General features: G+C 63.9%; 14 protein-coding genes. 2 read left to right on the top strand and 12 right to left on the bottom strand.

The features are described 5' to 3' along the window. Positions 1–7 precede the first annotated feature (7 nt). The 12 genes from WIX41_RS16425 to WIX41_RS16370 form a co-directional block, all read right to left on the bottom strand. Positions 8–2,455, bottom strand: a complete 2,448-nt coding sequence (locus tag WIX41_RS16425) for a VirB4 family type IV secretion/conjugal transfer ATPase (protein WP_339449311.1) — start codon at positions 2,453–2,455, stop codon at positions 8–10. Positions 2,456–2,544: 89 nt separating this feature from the next. Further along, the gene (locus WIX41_RS16420) at positions 2,545–2,853 is read right to left on the bottom strand and encodes a type IV secretion system protein VirB3 (RefSeq protein WP_339449309.1); all 309 of its coding nucleotides are present in this window, start codon (positions 2,851–2,853) and stop codon (positions 2,545–2,547) included. Continuing rightward, complete coding sequence (locus WIX41_RS16415; RefSeq protein ID WP_339449307.1) at positions 2,846–3,247, bottom strand: TrbC/VirB2 family protein; 402 nt, start codon at positions 3,245–3,247, stop codon at positions 2,846–2,848. The genes WIX41_RS16420 and WIX41_RS16415 overlap by 8 nt, the downstream gene beginning before the upstream one ends. A gap of 43 nt (positions 3,248–3,290) precedes the next feature. Then, positions 3,291–4,244 carry a lytic transglycosylase domain-containing protein gene (locus tag WIX41_RS16410; RefSeq protein WP_339449305.1) on the bottom strand — a complete coding sequence of 318 codons (954 nt, stop codon included), beginning with the start codon at positions 4,242–4,244 and terminating at the stop codon, positions 3,291–3,293. After that, entirely contained in the window at positions 4,244–5,296 is a 1,053-nt protein-coding gene (gene virB11, locus WIX41_RS16405; protein WP_339449303.1) for a P-type DNA transfer ATPase VirB11, read from the bottom strand. Before virB11 ends, WIX41_RS16410 begins: the two co-directional genes overlap by 1 nt. A 15-nt stretch (positions 5,297–5,311) precedes the next feature. Continuing rightward, positions 5,312–6,562, bottom strand: coding sequence for a TrbI/VirB10 family protein (locus tag WIX41_RS16400; RefSeq protein ID WP_339449301.1), 1,251 nt, complete (start codon positions 6,560–6,562; stop codon positions 5,312–5,314). Further along, entirely contained in the window at positions 6,559–7,335 is a 777-nt protein-coding gene (locus tag WIX41_RS16395; RefSeq protein ID WP_409187421.1) for a TrbG/VirB9 family P-type conjugative transfer protein, read from the bottom strand. The genes WIX41_RS16400 and WIX41_RS16395 overlap by 4 nt, the downstream gene beginning before the upstream one ends. Further along, the gene (locus WIX41_RS16390; RefSeq protein ID WP_339449298.1) at positions 7,332–8,450 is read right to left on the bottom strand and encodes a virB8 family protein; all 1,119 of its coding nucleotides are present in this window, start codon (positions 8,448–8,450) and stop codon (positions 7,332–7,334) included. The genes WIX41_RS16395 and WIX41_RS16390 overlap by 4 nt, the downstream gene beginning before the upstream one ends. Positions 8,451–8,538: 88 nt before the next feature. Further along, on the bottom strand, positions 8,539–8,997 hold the full coding sequence (locus WIX41_RS16385; protein ID WP_339449297.1) for a hypothetical protein: 459 nt from the start codon (positions 8,995–8,997) through the stop codon (positions 8,539–8,541). A gap of 409 nt (positions 8,998–9,406) precedes the next feature. Continuing rightward, positions 9,407–11,080 carry a type IV secretory system conjugative DNA transfer family protein gene (locus WIX41_RS16380; protein ID WP_339449295.1) on the bottom strand — a complete coding sequence of 558 codons (1,674 nt, stop codon included), beginning with the start codon at positions 11,078–11,080 and terminating at the stop codon, positions 9,407–9,409. 30 nt (positions 11,081–11,110) lie between these two features. Continuing rightward, positions 11,111–11,344, bottom strand: a complete 234-nt coding sequence (locus WIX41_RS16375; RefSeq protein ID WP_339449293.1) for a hypothetical protein — start codon at positions 11,342–11,344, stop codon at positions 11,111–11,113. Between the two features lie 156 nt (positions 11,345–11,500). Further along, on the bottom strand, positions 11,501–11,929 hold the full coding sequence (locus WIX41_RS16370) for a D-Ala-D-Ala carboxypeptidase family metallohydrolase (protein ID WP_339449291.1): 429 nt from the start codon (positions 11,927–11,929) through the stop codon (positions 11,501–11,503). Between the two features lie 221 nt (positions 11,930–12,150). Between WIX41_RS16370 and WIX41_RS16365 the strand changes: the two genes are divergently transcribed. Then, the gene (locus WIX41_RS16365) at positions 12,151–13,371 is read left to right on the top strand and encodes an MFS transporter (RefSeq protein ID WP_339449289.1); all 1,221 of its coding nucleotides are present in this window, start codon (positions 12,151–12,153) and stop codon (positions 13,369–13,371) included. A 98-nt stretch (positions 13,372–13,469) separates the two neighbouring features. Further along, positions 13,470–16,175, top strand: a complete 2,706-nt coding sequence (locus WIX41_RS16360; RefSeq protein WP_339449287.1) for a UvrD-helicase domain-containing protein — start codon at positions 13,470–13,472, stop codon at positions 16,173–16,175. The last annotated feature ends 27 nt before the right edge of the window (positions 16,176–16,202 follow it).

Here is a 16,202-nt window from a genome sequence, read left to right as displayed (position 1 = left end):
CGGACCGTCAGGCAACGGCGTCCTGTCGGGTCCCGGCGGGCTTTCCAGAGCCCTTGCGCTTTTTGTAGAACTCACCAAGCCACTGCTCCGGGGTCAGATCGGCCTGCGATACCTTCTCGCGCTGGGCGGCGTCGAGCAGTACGCGGTGCATTACGTCGATATTGTCGGTGGAGGCCGAAATCACCGACAGGATGTCGTCCATGCCGCGCAGGTTGAGCTGGCATACGCTGGCGGCATGCCCCTGCTTGACCAGGAAGCACCGCGAGCGTTCGTCCAGGGCGGTAACCACCTTGAACTCGGACTCGGTCAGCTTCAGCCCGTCGATGTAATCCGAACGGCTGGCATTGGGGTTGGGCAGCAGGATCAGCGTGGCGGTCTGTTCGATCAGGGCCGCGGCGATGTCGCTCTTGAGCGCGTCCTCCGGGCTCTGGGTGGCGAAGATGCCCAGGCCGTTCTGCTTACGGATGGTCTTCTGCTTGTTCTTGGCAAATTCCTTCAGGCCGCCCTCGCCGTCCAGGATCTTCCAGAACTCGTCCATCACGTAGATCAGCGGACGGCCGTCGATCAGTGATTCCAGGCGGTGCAGCAGGTAGTTGATCACCGGCACGCGCACTTCGGGGTTGTCGATGATGTCGGTGTAGTCGAAGCCGATGATGTTGGCACGGCTCAGGTCGACGGTATCGACCGGGTTGTCGAACACCCAGCCCAGCGAGTTACCCGAGGTCCACTTGCGCAGGCGCGCATACAGACCGTCGTCGCCCATGTTGGGCAGGCTTTTCTGGAAATTGGTCATGCTGCGCAGGTGCATGGGGGTGTCGAGCATGTTCTCGACACCGCGGAAGATGTCCTCTTCTTCGCGGGCGCTGTACTCGTTCTTGTTCGCCAGTACCTTGATCAAGTCCGCCAGGAACTGCACGTTGGCTTCGTTGTTCTCGCACTGGAACGGGTTGAAGCCGGTGGCCTGCCCATTTTCCAGCGCCAGGTAGTTGCCGCCGCAGGCGCGCACGAAGATCTCCGCGCCGCGATCCTTGTCGAAGAAGAAGATGGTTGGCGACGGGTCGTACTTCTGCACCTGGCTGAGCAGGAAGTTGATCAACGCGGTCTTGCCCGTACCGGACTTGCCGATCACCATGGTGTTGGCGATCGCCTTCTCGCCCAGCGAGTTCTCCGACGGATGGGTGGCGTGGAAGTTGAAGTAGTACGGCTGGCCGTTGGTGGTCTGCAGCGTGGTCACGCAGTCGCCCCACGGGTTGTTGTGCTGCTTGCCGGTGGCGAAGTTGTGCAGCGGCGACAGGCCCAGGAAGTTCAGCGAACTGATGTTGGCCAAGCGGGTGCGGTAGCGCCAGTTGGCCGGGAACTGCGAATAGAACGACGCGGTGACGGCCAGGTCTTCCTTGGTCGACACGAACCCGGCGTTGGACAGCTCGGCGCGGGTGGTGGCGATGTTCTGCGACAGCTTTTCCTGGCTGTCGGCATACACGGCCATGATGAAGTGGTACTCACCCAGGACGAAGTTGCCCGAGGACAACTGGTCCATGGCCTGGTCGAGCTCCACGATCTGGCTGACCGCCTTGTCGCCGGAAGAGATCATCATGCCCTTGGTGCGGTCCAGCACCTTGAGCGCGTCCTGGCGGCCCATCGGGCTGAACGAATGGGTGATGACGTACTCGAAATCAAGATACTTCAACCCATTGAGGACGCCGGGATAAGTGCCCTCGGCGTATTCCTTGATGTTGAGGATGGCGCCGAAGTGATTGACGCCATTGGGCGTGCTGATCACGAAATCGCCGGTCTTGGCCGAAAACATGTGGCGGCTGATCGGCAGGTAATCCTTGACCGGTGCGGACAGCACCGGCACCGGCTCGTCCACCCGGTTGAGCAGGTAGCCGAAGAATTCCAGGGTCTCGGAGAACACCATGCCGTTCTTGGCTTCGTACATGCCCATGCGGTACGGCGAGTAGTCGCGGATCACGGCTTCAACGTTGCCGGCCAGTTCCAGCAGCTTGGACACGGCCTGGTCCTGCTCGGCCTGCAGCTGGGTGATGCTGGAAGACTTGTCCATGAAGCGCTTGCCCGACACCACCGGGCGATAGAGCATGGTCAGGTACAGCTCGTTCTGCATGATGCGTTGCGAAGACAGCATGCCCATGTACTGGTCGGACACGTCCTGATTGAAGCGCTGACCGAAGGTGCTGCTGCCCTTGAGCTGGCGGCGACGGCGGATGTCATGCACCCAGAAGGCGACATTGACGAAATCCGGTGCGCGCAGGGTCTGCAGCAGTCGATTGAAGGTGTTGTGGCGGTGTTCAAGCTCCCAATCCTCGCGGCCCACGAACGGCAGGCCTTCCAGATGCCAGGTCAGCAGGAAATCCCCACCCGTGGTCTTGACGACCGTCGGCGCCACATGGGACGACAGGGGGATGAATTCGCTGATCGAGGTATCGGGACTGAACATGACGGCTTCCAATGGGTGCTGCGGGGATGGTGCGGTCCTTGCACCGGGCAGGCGATGTGATCGCCTGCCCGGCCTGTAGCGTGCCGAGGTCAGGCCGACGGCGGCGGCTTGTCGCGGTAATGGTTGGGCGTGAACACCCACATGCCGTCGTGCTGCTGCAGGTTGCGCGCACGGAACTTGAACTGCAGGCGCAAGCCGATCAGGCGGAAGATCATTTCATCGCGCTTGGCCATGTGACGAAGAATGAAGATGGCAATCGGGATGGTGATCAGCAGCCGCATGTCGATGTACATGCTCAGCAACAACAAGCCGCCCGCGACCAGGAAGAACGGGACGTACGGAACGCCCAGAAACATCGCTGGCCGCGTGCAACCGCGAAACAGGACGTTCTTATGCACTGTAGTACTGGACGGCGTTCATGATGGCGCCGGTGGCACTGCCGGCGCAGGAGCTGGCGTTGCCGTCACCGAGCAGCATCTTGGCGATCTGGCCGGCAGCACCGATCAGCAGGCCGCCGATCAGGATCGGCGCCACATCGGCGATGCGCTTGTGGGCAAATGCGATCTGGTAACCGGCGAAGATGACGGCAATGGTGACCACGGCAATCGAGGCGATGTTCAGCAGGCCGTTGATGTTGGAGAAGAAGCCGCAGACCTTGGTGTCGGTGCCACCGAAGTTGGTGGCCTGGGCGAACACGTCCGGCACGAACACGGCAGCGGCGAAGGCAACGGCCATCAGCACGGTCTTCAGCGAGCGCTGGGCTTGGGCGATATCGAGGTTGTTACGCTTCATTGGGGTTTCCTTGTTGATGGTCTAACACGACTGGATCGGTCCTTCAGAACACGAAGGCTTCATCCCCTGCGGGGATGTTCTGTACCGGCATTGCCTGTGCAGGTGCGGCCTGCGCGGGCAATGCCACCGGTGCATTGCGTTCACTCCACGCGCGCACCATGACCGGACCGGCGCTGTTCTGCGCTGGCATGGGTTGCGGTGCAACCGGTTGTTGCACGATGGGCGGCGGCGCGAATGCCTGGGCGGCCTGTGGCTGCGGCACGATCTGGTCCATGGCACCCATGACCACCCGCGACAGCGCCGCGTCCGCGGTGCGCACCAGGCCACCGCGCACCATTGCGGCAGTGGAGGGATATACCTCGTAAGCGCGCGCCGGATCCACCGGCACTGCGGCCTGCGCGTAGGTAGGCGCCAGCGCCTGCATCGCCTGCACGCGGGCTTCGGCCACACCCTGCGGCTGGCCACTGAACTGCGGGTGATGGGCCACGTCGACCACGCGGCGCTGCGCACGGCTGACCACGTCGATCGGCGCCGCGCCGTTGGCGGCGACCATGCTGCCGCGCTGGCGCGAGATGGACGCGAACACCTTCTGCACGTAGCCGTGGCGGAAGCCGGTGGTGAAGTTGCCCGAGTAGTAGCAGCTGAAGGACTTGCCCCAGTCATTGCCCGAGCGGCCATAGCACTCGGCCAGGATGCGCGACGCTGCCTGCAGGTTCGGGCACTGCTGGAAGGCCTTCTCGTACGAGTCCAATCCGTACTTGGCCAGGTTGTAGCGGTTGACCTGGGCCAGGCCCACCGAGAAGTTGTAGCCCTTCTCTTCCAGCATGCGCACCGTGGCCAAGGCCTCGTCCAGCTGCTTGGGCTGGCGCACCAGGGCGCCGCCGACCACGCCGATGGCGTAGGGGTTGCGCGAGGATTCGACGTTGATCACATGCTGCATCACGTCCATGGACACCGCCATTTCCGGACACGCCATGGCTTCCAGGCCGGGCAGCATCAGGCGTCACTCCCTGCGGCGGCCAGGGCACGTTCGGGGCTGAAATCGATGCCGGTGATATAGCGGCTGCCGGCATGCGCCTTGATGTGAACGACCACGTCGATGGTCATCATCAACAGGCGCTTGATGACCGAGAACTCCAGGCCCGAGCCTTCGGCCGATGCCTTCACCATCAGGCCGAGCTGGTCCCAGGTCTGCTCCGGGCTGCCGGCGTGGCAGCTGGTGATCGAGCCGGGGTGGCCGGACGCGCAGTTGCGGATGAAGTAGAACGCTTCGTCGCCACGCAGCTCGGCCAGGATGATCCGGTCCGGTTTCATGCGCAGGCACGCCTCCATGCAGGTCTTGGCGGTAACGTTGCTGGCGCTCTGCCCGCCCTTGGAATACAGCAGGTGCACCACGTTGGGCTGGCTGATGAACAGCTCGCGGGCGTCCTCGATGGTGACCAGGCGCTCGTTGGCCGGAATGTGGTTGACCAGCGATTTCATGAAGGTGGTCTTGCCGCTGCCGGTGGCGCCGGAAACCACGATGTTCTTGCGGTACTGCACCGCCTTGCGGAAGAACTCGGCGTAATCGCGGCTCTGGCGCAGGGCCAACAGTTCCTGGTCCTGCTCACTCAGTGCGGCCCCCTGCTCCAGGATCTGGTTGAAGAACCCGTCGCTCTGGTATTGCTCCAGGGTCTTGGTGTGCTTGGACGGCAGGCGGATGGTGATCGATACCTTGCCGGCATCGCAGGCCGGCGGGATCACGAACTGTGCGCGCTGGCCGGTCGGGAAGGTCAGCGACACCACCGGATCGACGTCGGTGATGCGCTGGCCGGTGTTGCTCTCGTTGACCACGGCGGTACAGAACTGACGCGCACGCTCGAAGGTCAGCGTGGGAACCTCCACACGCTGCCATCCATCGCGCGTTTCCAGGTACACCTCGCCCGGACGGTTGATGCAGATTTCCGTCACATCGGGCGAAGTCATGTACTGGTGAATGCCCAGGACCTCGTATTGGTACCTGAGGAACTCACTGGAAACGTCGGCTACAGGGGCCACTTCGGCGTCCATGTTCTGTCCAGGCGATCAGCGTCGGTGCGGCAGCACGTCGCTGAAATCGACGTCCTTTGCCACGTAGACACTGACCACGGTGCCTTGGTTGATGGTGACGGTGGGCGGGCGACGCTCGCTCATCGCTTCATTGGCCAGGCGCTCCATGCTGCGCGCGGTGGCGCTTTCATAGGGCGACTGCACGGCGAAACCGCTGCTGCTGATGGTGGTGGATTCCGGGCCATGTTCAGCCGCGGCGTACTTGAAGGCGTCGGCGATCAGGCTGATCATCAGCGCCGAGGCGATGCGGCTACCCCAATGCGCGCTGTAATCGCCAGGATGGCCAGCGCCACCGAGCTGGTCGATGCCCGGGCTGGACATGGCCACGTCGATGCCGTTGGGCGTGGTGATGCGATCCCAGATCACTTCCACACGCTTGCCGGTCGGGCCGCCACCGTAGGCGCCGTAGATCTTCGAACCCTTGGGCAGCAGCAGGCTGCGCCCGTTGATGGAATACACCGGTTCGGTCAGCAGGCACGAGGTGAAGCCGGAGACGTCGGTGATGATGCGGGTTTCCAGCACGCAGCGCAGGTAGGTGCCGCGCACCAGCAACGCATCCGGGCTGCGGATGAAGCTCGCGCTGGACACGTCTTCCACATCCGGGCCGCGGCGGACCTTGGCCGGTGCGGCCTGCTGGGCGCCAGGCAGCTGCGCGAGCATGGCGCGGGTGTACTCGTCGGTTGGACGCCCGGCCGGATCGGTCAGCTGACCGCCGCCGCCACCGCCACCGCCGCCCACGCCATTACCCGAGGCCATGCGGCGATCGAGCAGCGAGGGTTCGCGCGGTCCGGTATTCTGATTTGCGTAGTCGCTGACCTGGGCCGGCGGCGTGACGTAAGGATTGTTCTGCGGCGGCGGCGGCAACGGCGGCAGCATTTCAATCGGCTGGGCAGCCTCGGCAGGCGGCGCCTGCGGCGGCGGCTGAGCAGTCGGCAGTTCCGGGGTGGAGACGCGCGCCTGCTCATTGAGCTTGACCGGACCGTCCTGGTCACTGCTCTTGCGCAGCAACAGGAAACCCATGGCGATGACCAGCACCAGGATGCCGCCCAGGAACGCCAACGCCTTGCGGTTCAGGCGCTGTTCCTCGGCCGAACGCAGCTGCGGGGCGGCGGCGTCAAGATTGGGATTGTTATCGGCCACGTTCTGGCCGTAATACGGGTTGCGTGGCGTGTCGCCGTCGTCGCGGCCCTGGTTCGGCTCGTTGCCGGGAGTGTTGTGCTGGCTCATTTCTTCACGTTCCTTCGCAGACCGACGACGTTGTCACCGTGGCGGATGACCAGGTAGGGATAGGTGCCATGCACGATGAGCGAGTTGCCCTCCACTGTCGTGTTGACCACGAAATCCTCACCATATTCACTCTCACGCCCGAACACCGCCGGGAAAATACCCGTCTTGTACTCCGGCGACGCGGGCAGTTTCAGATAGGTGAAACGGCCGTCGTCGTAGGCATTGACCGGGATCAGCCAGCCCATCTTCTTGGCACGGCGGGTCGAGTACGAATAGTCGAAGTTGTACTGACGGTCCTTGGCCAGCTCCGAGCTGAGCAGCGGCTTGACTTCTTCATCCACCGCCTGCTGGGCGGTACCGAACTCGGTATCGCTGGGGTAACTGAAGGCGATCTTGTACTGCACGCCGGCACGGCGCGCCTGCTCGAGCTGGCGCCAGTCGGTCGCCACCACCTTCAGTTCGAAGATGTACGAATGGGTCTCGGTGCGCACCATCATGTTGGTGTCCACGTCGACGTTCTTCGGCTTGAGATAGAACACATTCTCCCGACGGGTCAGCTCCCAGCCACTGCTGAAACCGGTGCTGTAGTCCAGGATCTTCTCGTTCGGGCTCAGTTCGATCTGGGTAGTCAGGCCCAGGCCGGTGCGCACCGGATAGATGCGGTCCTGTTCATATTCGTAGTGGTCGACCACCTGGGCCTTCGCAGGCGCGCAGGCCAGGGACATCATCGGCACCAAGGCCAATGCGGCCCACCAAATTTTGCTACTACTCATCGGTTGCTTGCTCCCTCAGCAGTTCCGGTGGAAATGTTCTGTGCCGGCACGGTGGCCGGTTGCCGCGGCGCGACTTGTCCTGGTATCGCCTGGCCCGGCACTGCCTGCCCGGGGACCTGCTGCTGCATCGGCTGGCCCGGCACCTGGCCAGGCACCGTCATCTGACCCGGCACCGGCTGGCCCGGCTCCACCATCTGGCCGGGTACTGCCTGGGCCGGAACGGCCACCGGCTGGCCGGTGGCCGGATCGATCATCGTGGCGGCGGTCGGATTGTTCGGGTCGTATACCGGCGCCGCAGCGGCTGCAGCCGTCGCCTGTGCTGCCTGTGCCGCAGCGGCCTGGCTTGCCTGCTTGGCCATGTCCGCATCGTCGGGCACCGGCACGCCACGGGCGTAGTCGTTGTCGACGCGGTACTCGGTGACCTGGAAGGCCAGCGGATTGAGGATGCGATCCTGTTCGCTCAACGCCAGGTCGGTGCGGTAGTCAAAACGCAGGGTGACCAGCTTGTTGTCCAGGAACTGCGCGGCACCGGTGGTCTTGTCGAGCAGGCTGCGCTGGATACGCACCGACGCACCACGGAAGCTGCCGTTACCTTCCGAGGCCAGCGGCGTAATGCTCAGGATCTTGATCCGGATCGCCTTGTTGGTACCGTACACGTACACCGGGTTCTGCGGATTGTTGTTCGCATAGCGCTGGCGCTGCGTGGCGGCCACCGGCTCGGCGGACATCGTGAACACCAGGTCCCAGTCGCGCAGGCCCATCACCGCCGAGTCGAACGACTCACGCGCCATTACATACTGGGCGACGTTGCTGCGGTTGATCGCTTCGTTGGCGGTAATCGATTCGGCGCCGTAAGTACCACCCAGGCGGGCCACGGTCGCGTTGCCGGTGTAGGCATCGGCCATCACCAGGAACGGCACCTTCTCCTTCAGCGGCAGCATGTAGTAGTAGCCGCCGGCCAACGCCAACGACATCACCAGCGAACCGGTCGCCACCCACCAGGCGCGGCGCTCGCTGCGGCGCGCCATGTCGGCAACGGTCAACTCATAGCTCACCGCCTTGGCGACCGCCTGGTCGACCTTGGGGTTGTTGCCTGTTTCCTTCTTTCGGAACATGGGTTCATCCGTACTGCTGGAACATCAAGGGGCGCAGCACCCGACGCGTCGCGTGGGCAGCTTCACGTTCGCTGATACCGGCGCGGACTCAGCTTCCGCTGGACGCGTCGACACTGCCGGCGGCAGCGGTCGGCGAGGAAGCGGAAGTGGACTGCACGACGATCTGGTTGCCGACGATGGATACCGACACGCTCTGCCCTGCATAGGCAGCCGTGAGATCGATCATCGCCTGCTGCGGATTGGTGGTACCGATCGTGGAGACCGCGCCGTACAGCGTGTAATCGGAGCTGATGCGGTAATCCAGCGTCATCCCCGAATCCTTGGCCCAGCGTTCGAGCATGGTCTTCAACGTGCCGTCCATGGGCGAGGCCTGGTACACGTAGCTGGTGTACAGCGGAATTTCCATGGTGGTGCTGGCGAAGCGGTTCACAGGCTTCCAGCGACCGCCGAAATCCGGTGCCGGAGGAGTGGCGCAGCCGGCGAGCAGCAGCACGGCGAGCGCGGTGGCAACGCTGATGGATCCCTTTGACAGAAACGCTTGCTTCATACGGACTTCCCTATGACGTACGGAATAGCGGCTTTTAACCCGGAAAAAACGGCAATGCGTCGGCACATCGCGGCCTGTTGTCAGGCCCGATGACGCAACGTTGGATGCAAGCAGCAACACCTTTCACCGGTGCAACCGGGCCCCCGCCCGTCTGGTGTGTAAACGCCCCGAACGCCTGTCCGGCCCCTGCGCCTGCACACCCCAACCCGAGAAAAGCCATCCATGTTCCTCTTGACTACTTCAGTGCATGTCTTCCAGCACTGGTCTCAACGACAAATTCATGACGCACAGAACGTCCATCACAAATACGATGCCACACATTCGCGTCAATTTAACGTCAAAGGCGACAATTTTTTTGCCTTCAACCGTTGATTTCTTGACGAACGTCACACGCCTTCACATGAAACGCCTATAGATCCAGCATCGGCACCGACGTCTTCGGCAACAGACGCGAGGTGAAATAACGATCCTGGTAGTACTTGATCTTTTCGCATTTGACCGGGTGCGGAATGCCCTCGTACAGGAACACTTCGTGGTCGTTGCCCATTGCCTTGAGCTCCTGCGGCAGCATCAGCGCGCGCCGCTCTTCAGTGAAGCTGTGGGTCTTCTCACGGGCGTGGGTAACGTTCTTCCTGCGCACGGTGGTGTAACCGAGCATCTCCGAATAATCGTTCGCGTCCTGCTGCTCACGCGGCGCGTAGAGGATCTGCAGCGCGTGGTTGGTGATGATGGTGCGTGAAACGTCCTTGCCGTAGGTGGCGTCCAGCTGGGCCATGCTCTGGATGATGGGCAGCAGCCGTACGTTGTAACCGGCCATGTAGGACACCGCCGAGGCAATGATGTCCACTTTGCCGATCGCGGTGAATTCGTCCATCAACAACAGGCACTGGTACTTCAGGTCCGGGTTGGACTTGGGCAGTTCCTTGGTGTTGAGGTTGATGATCTGGCTGAAGAACAGGTTGATGATCAATCGGCTTTCGGCCAGCTTGTTGGGCTGGATGCCGATGTAGATGGTCATCTTCTTTTTGCGCAGGTCCGTCAGCAGGAAGTCGTTGGCGCTGGTGGCCTTGTCCAGCACCGGGTTGATCCAGGCGTTCAACGGCTCCTTGAAGGTGCCCATGATCGAAGCGAAGGTCTCGTCGGCCTGCGACAGCAGGTTGGCGAACGCCGAGCGCGCGTTGCCGCTCAGGAACTTCTGCTCGGACAGCGCCTTGAGGTACTTCTTCAGGTCGCTGCCATCGCCGGTGGACAGGCGGAACACCGCGCCCAGCGTCGGCGTTCCCTGCCCGCCGGGGAAGCCCTGGCGGCGCTCGTCGTCCCAGTTCTCGAACAGGTACAGGGTGAAGGCCATGAACGCATTCCGCGCCTGGCTGATCCAGAATTTCTGCTCGTCCGAGCCATCCGGATACAGCATCGCGGCGATGCTCATCAGTTCCGACACGCGGAATGCCTGGTCGTCGGAGACGTAGCTGAGCGGATTCCAGCGATGGGTGCGGCGGTCTTCGGCGAAGGGATTGAACAGGAACACCTCATGGCCCTGGCTGGCGCGCCAGCCGCTGGTGAGGTCGAAGTTCTCCTGCTTGATGTCCAGCACCACCACCGACTCGCCGTATTCGAGCAGGTTGGGAATGACCACGCCCACGCCCTTGCCGGAACGCGTGGGTGCAGCCAGGATCACGAACTGCTGTCCGCTCAGGCGCACCAGCTTTCCGCCGAAGCTGCCGACCACGATGCCGTTGTCGGACTTCTTGAACAGACCGTGTTTGGCCAGGTCTGCGGCAGCGGCGAAGCGCGCATCGCCATGCAGGGATTTTTTCTTCGGCTTCAGCACGAAGAACAGCGCGACCAGGCAGACCACGATCGGCAGGCCGAAACCCACCACGCCCGCGGCTTTTATTCTGGTCAGGTACGGGGCAACCGCCGGCTGGTCCATCGCCTGGACGTATTGGTAATAGGTGTTCCACTTGAACAGCCCGGTATCCAGGCCAAGGAACAACAGCGTGAGGTAGCCGGCAAGGCAGTAGCCAACAAGTGCGGTCAAGAGGATGACGACAGCGGTGACAACGATCTTCTGCGTGGACAAACCCAATCCTCCATGACGCGCCCCAAGGCGCTACGACTGACGCCGGCGCCTGCGTGGCACCGTGCGCGTTTCTTTCGCTTCTTCGCACAACTGCGACCAGTGCAAGTGCGCCTGATCGAGCGACACCACATCGGTCAGCCGCGCGCCGTCGGAAGTTAAAACGGCGAAGCCAAACACATCGGCCGGACTGTAGACCGGCGAATATGTCAGCGCCACCAGCTGAAACCTGCCATCGACCCGCAATGCGTGAGGGAATTCCACCATCGCGCATGCTCCCTCGGCTCGATGCCAATGCGCGCATCCTAATGCACGTTTACATCGCTGCCAATCAGAAATTACTTACAATACAACTGTGTAGACACATGTACCGCGTGAATGGTGCGTGTAGTGGGACAATGGAACGAGATCGCGTCCATCACGTCATGGCAGACCCTGCACATAGCGCGTGCGCCCATCGCGCCGCACGGCCGTCAGCTGTTGTCGTCGATGCTGAGGCCCATAAGACACGTGCACCCATTGCCCGAATTCTTCGATGAGCTGATCGAACGGCAAGCCCAGCGCGGCAATGCGCTGCGCCAGCGCCATCGAGCTCATGCCTTCAACGCGGATGTCGGCCGCCTGTCCCTTGCGATGTTGGCTGGAGGGCACACCACCCACTGCGCGATTCACCGCGGCCGAGCGGAACGCGGAGCTGATGTACACCGGTTTACCCAGGGCATCGCGCAATGGCTGCAGCACGTGCTCTGCCAAGGCAAGCAGCGCGGCGCGTTCGGTGCGATTGGGCACGTTCGGCAAACCCGTCGCGGTGGCGCTCATTTCTTCAAGTGTGAAGTTGGGGGTCAGCCGCATCCGCACGGCGCTCGCAGTGATATGGCTTCAGCGTGCACGCACCGGGCTTGCGCACCGTGAAGATCATGTGAAGAAAGTGCGACGGCGCTCCGCCGCAGGCCAGATATATATGCGTGCCTTGGATCGACCCACAGCTTTCCAGTGGCGAATGCGCCTGTTTCAGGCGCATGTTGCGCCGCAGCAGTACAATGGCCGACCACGTTCTCCGCTTTTCTGGACCCATGAGCCCCACATCCCTTCCCCTGGCCGCGCGGCTGTCTTCACGCCAGCGGGCGCTGATCATCCTGGCGTTGTCGCTGGGCGGCTTTGCCATCGGCACCAGCGAATTCGCCAGCATGGGCCTGATGCTGGAAATCAGCCGCGGGCTGTCGATCAGTGAAACCCAGGTGGGCCACCTGATCAGCGCCTACGCCGTCGGCGTGGTGGTTGGCGCGCCACTGTTGGCCTTCGCGGGCGCCGGTTATGCACGCCGCACGTTGCTGCTCGGCCTGATGGGCTTCTATGCCGTGGGCAACCTGGCCAGCGCATTGGCCCCGGATTACGCCACCATGCTGGTCGCGCGCTTCGTGGCCGGCCTGCCGCACGGCGCCTACTTCGGCGTGGCGATGCTGGTGGCCGCGGCGATCAGCCCGCCGGCACAACGGGGTGCGGCGGTGTCGAAGGTACTGCTCGGCCTGTCGATTGCGATTCTGGTCGGCAACCCACTCACCACCTGGCTGGGCCAGCAGTTGAGCTGGCGCACCGCGTTCGCACTGGTCAGTGTGCTGGCCATTGCCACGGTGGCGATGATCGCGCGCTTCCTGCTGCCCGATCCGGATGAAGTGCGCACCTCGCCGATGCGCGAGCTGCGCGCATTCAACCGCCCGCAGGTGTGGTTGGCGCTGGCGATCGGTTCGGTCGGCTTCGCCGGCATGTTCTGTGTGTTCACCTACCTGGCACCGACACTGGTGCAGGTAACCGGCCTGGCCGAATCGTGGATGCCGGTGGCCGTAGGCATCTTCGGTGTCGGCGCGATCATCGGCAACGTGGCCGGCGGCTGGCTGGTGGACCGCTTCCAGTTCCGTGCGGCGGCCGTGGTGCTGCTGTGGTCGATCGTGGTGCTGCTGGCCTACCCGCTGGCGGCCAACTCGGTATGGACGATCTTCCCGATGATCATCGCCGTGGGCACCATGGGCGCACTGGCCGCCGTGCTGCAGACCCGCCTGATGGACGTGGCCGGCGAAGCGCAGACGCTGGCGGCGGCCTCCAACCACGCAGCGTTCAATACCGCCAACGCACTGGGCCCGTGGTTCGGCGGCATGGCCATCGGCGCAGGCTTCAGCCCGGCGGTGACCGGTTATGTCGGCGCGGCTACCGCACTGGGCGGCCTGCTGCTGTGGGGCGTTGCGGTGCTGGTGGAGCGTCAGTCGCGTGCGAATGAGGCGGTTGCCTGCGAACGCTGACCCGCAAGGTGGCGCGCTGCTGAAAAACCCCGCCCCGGCGGGGTTTTTTCCTCTGGATTTTTCTATCATGGCCGGCCCACTCCTTCGCTGATGCACCGATGACGCACGACTGGTCCCCTTCCCCATGGGGCCGACGCCTCTCGCGCTCGCCCGACTGGCGGCTGCGCCGGATTGATGACCGTTTCGAGCTGACCGTCGACGCGCAGCCATATTCGCTCGCAGTCGCGGCGTCGCAGGCATGGCGCGTGCAGCGCGGGCCGGTCTGGAGCACGCTGTTTTTCGCCACCGAAGATGGCGACCTTGCGCTCGGCGGGCTTGCCAATGCGCAGGCGGCCGGGCTGCAGGCGCTGTGGTCGGCCAGTGCGCACGCCCACCAGCAGGATCAACGGCTCGCCGATGCGAACGACGCGCTGGAACGACTGCGCGGGTGGCTGGACCAGGCTGACGCGGTGCTCGAAGGTGCTGCTCGCTGGATTACCCTGGAACAGCAGCAGACGCTGCTGCAACGCCGCCCCAGCCTGCCGCTGGATGACGAGGGGCTGTGGGCCGTATTTGACGACCCCACGTTGCGCCCACAGCTGACCGGGAGTGCTGCGCAGATCGAGGACGATCTGCTGCGCTGGTCCGAGAACTGGACGGCACGCTGGGCGTCACACAATGAGGCGCACCTGCAGGTCGAGCGCGAGCAGGCTTCCGACCTGCTGGCGCGCGTCGAGCGCCGGCCCCTGAGCGGGGAACAGGTGCGCGCGGTGTTGTGCTTCGACAGCCGCGTACTGCTGGTGGCTGCCGCCGGGTCGGGCAAGACCTCGACCATGGTGGCCAAGGCCGCCTACGCCGTCGAGCGAGGGCTGATGGCACCGGACCAGATCGTGATGCTGGCCTTCAACAAGGAAGCGGCCAGCGAACTGCAGCAGCGCACCGCTGCCGCCTTCCAGCGGCTGGGGCTGCATGGCGCCGAGGTCACGGCCTGCACCTTCCATGCGCTGGGCCGGCAGATCATCGGCAAGGTGACCGGGCGCCTGCCCGAGGTGCCGTCATGGGCCGTAGATGCCACGCAGGGGTTCAGCCACCTGGCCGACATCATCGACCGGCTCAAGGACCGCTCGCTGCATTTCCGCACGCAGTGGGACATGTTCCGGCTGGTGTTCGCGCGCGACCTGCCACCGCAGGGTGAAACCGCGCCGGCCGACGGCTGGGATGGCGACGGCAACCGCTATGTGCGCACGCTGCGCGGCGAACGCGTGGGCAACATCGAAGAATGCGTGATCGCCGACTGGCTGTTCTACAACGGTGTGGATTACACCTACGAACCGCACCCGGTACTGGATACCGCCACCGATACCTGGCAGCCGGGCCGCGCCGATTTCTTCTATGCGGGCACGACGCTTTACCACGTGCACCGGTTGGAAGGCGCTCCGGGCGCGCATGCACGCGGCAACGATGCGGTGCGACTGGAAACCACGGCCGCGCAGTTGCGCAGCGGCGGATTGTTCGAGGCGCTGACCGAAGCGCTGACCGCGCACGGCCTGGAGCTTGACCCCAACCCGGATCGTGAACTGCCCGACGACGGCGCCAAGCCCATGCCGGACAGTGAGCTGATCGGCCTGCTGCGCACGTTCATCAGCCACGCCAAGAGCAACGGGCTTTCCATGGCGGACCTGGCCGAGCGCCTGCGCCAGTTGCCCGAAGACCGTTTCAAGCACCGCTATCGGCTGTTCCTGGAACTGGCCACGCCCATCCTGCATGCGTGGGACGACGCACTTTCGGCCGAGAACGCCATCGATTTCGAGGACATGCTCAACCAGGCCGCAGCGTACCTGGAACAGGGCCGTTACCAGGCGCCCTACCTGCTGGTGATGGCCGATGAGTTCCAGGACGCCTCGCGCGCCCGCGCGCGGCTGTGCCGGGCACTGGTGCAGGCGCCGGGCCGGCACCTGTTCGCGGTGGGCGACGACTGGCAATCGATCAACCGCTTCGCCGGTGCGGATGTGAGCGTGATGACCAGCTTCAGCGACACCTTCGGGCCGTCGCAGGTGCTGCAGCTCACGCAGACCTTCCGCTGCCCGCAGGCGCTGTGCGATGCGTCCAGCCGCTTTGTTTCCAGGAACCCGGCACAGATCACCAAGCAGGTGCGCTCGTCCACGCCGGCGCAGGGCGCAGTGCTGCAGGCGTTCCAGGTCGCCTCGCGCGACAGGCTGCAGGATGCGATCTACCAGTACCTGCAGCGGTTGCAGCAACAGCTGCAGAGCGGCACCCTCGCGCCCGGACGCGATGGGCGGTTGACGGTGTTCGTCCTGGGCCGCTACAACGCCGAGCGTTCCTACCTGCCCGCACATTGGGCGGCACGCTTCGGTGCGCACCTTGAGCTCAGCTTCCTCACCGCGCACCGCGTCAAAGGCGCCGAGGCCGATATCGTGATCCTGCCGGCGATGCTGGAGCGCAGCTTCCCCAGCGCGCGCGCCGATGATCCGGTGCTGGGGTTGGCGATGCCGCATGCTGATGCCTATCCGTTGAGCGAGGAGCGCCGCCTGTTCTACGTGGCGTTGACCCGGGCACGGCGCTCGGTGGTGATGTTCACGGTGCAGGGCAAGCGCTCGGCGTTCCTCGATGAACTGGTGCAAGACGGCGCGGTGGAGATCACCGCGATGAGCGGTGAGCCGGTCCGCGAACAAGCCTGCCCGGTCTGCGATCGCGGGGTGATCGTGCAGCGCTCCGGGCCGTACGGCGAGTTCGCATCATGTTCGAGCTACCCGCGATGCCAGTTCAAGCCGCAGCAGACGGCGGCGGCGACCGCGCTGCGGTAGAGCCACGCCCTGCGTCACGCACATGGG

The organism is Stenotrophomonas sp. AB1(2024), from assembly GCF_037482345.1.
Taxonomy (GTDB): domain Bacteria; phylum Pseudomonadota; class Gammaproteobacteria; order Xanthomonadales; family Xanthomonadaceae; genus Stenotrophomonas.
This window is presented reverse-complemented; position numbering and strand designations above follow the sequence as displayed.